At 64.4% G+C, this 615-nt stretch carries 2 protein-coding genes; one reads left to right on the top strand and one right to left on the bottom strand.

Annotated elements, in window-relative coordinates; translation table 11 throughout:
* The coding region (locus HUK65_RS18575) for a hypothetical protein (RefSeq protein WP_235442287.1) at positions 1-181 on the bottom strand (181 nt) is incomplete at its 3' end.
* A 253-nt stretch (positions 182-434) separates the two neighbouring features.
* Between HUK65_RS18575 and HUK65_RS18570 the strand changes: the two genes are divergently transcribed.
* On the top strand, positions 435-615 hold a 181-nt coding region (locus HUK65_RS18570; protein WP_235442286.1), incomplete at its 3' end, for a hypothetical protein.

The following is a 615-nucleotide window of genomic DNA, read 5'->3' as shown; positions in this document are numbered from 1 at the left end:
GGAACCCCCGCCCCGGGTTGCGCCCCAGATCCGCCCCCAGCAACAGGTAATGTTCGGCCGGATGCAACTGCATCGCATCGACCTCGGGGTAGCGCTCCCGGTACCAGGTGCTGTGGACCTGGCCGGTGGCGCGGATCAGCCTGACCTGCTTTTCAAAGGGCGGGATCTCTATTCCGGACATAAAATCACCATGGCTTCGGACTGCAGTGCGGCGACCGCCTGGCACTGCAACCGTCAGGAAAATTCCAACGCGGATTCGCGGCGTTGCAGCGACATGATGCACCTGCAGAAACACCAATGACAAGGGGCGCCTTCCCCCTGCGGCAGGATCGTGCCAGCATGTCCTGCGCATTGCCTCCCCGACCGGGACCGGATAGGCCTGAGGCCGGTTTCGCCAGGGTGGCCCGGCCCGGGGCGCTGCAAAGAGGATCACCATGTTCAGGGACAGATTGCCCCCGCTACGTGAACAGCTTCAGCTGATCCGTGACACCCGGCATGTGCATCCGGGCTGGTACCGGGCGCGCTACCCCGATGTGGCGCAACTGAACATGCACCCGGCCGAACATTACCTGCGCATCGGCGCCGATCTGGGGCGCAACCCGGGCAAGCATTTCG

Source organism: Rhabdonatronobacter sediminivivens (assembly GCF_013415485.1).
GTDB classification, from domain to species: Bacteria; Pseudomonadota; Alphaproteobacteria; order Rhodobacterales; family Rhodobacteraceae; genus Rhabdonatronobacter; species Rhabdonatronobacter sediminivivens.
This window is presented reverse-complemented; position numbering and strand designations above follow the sequence as displayed.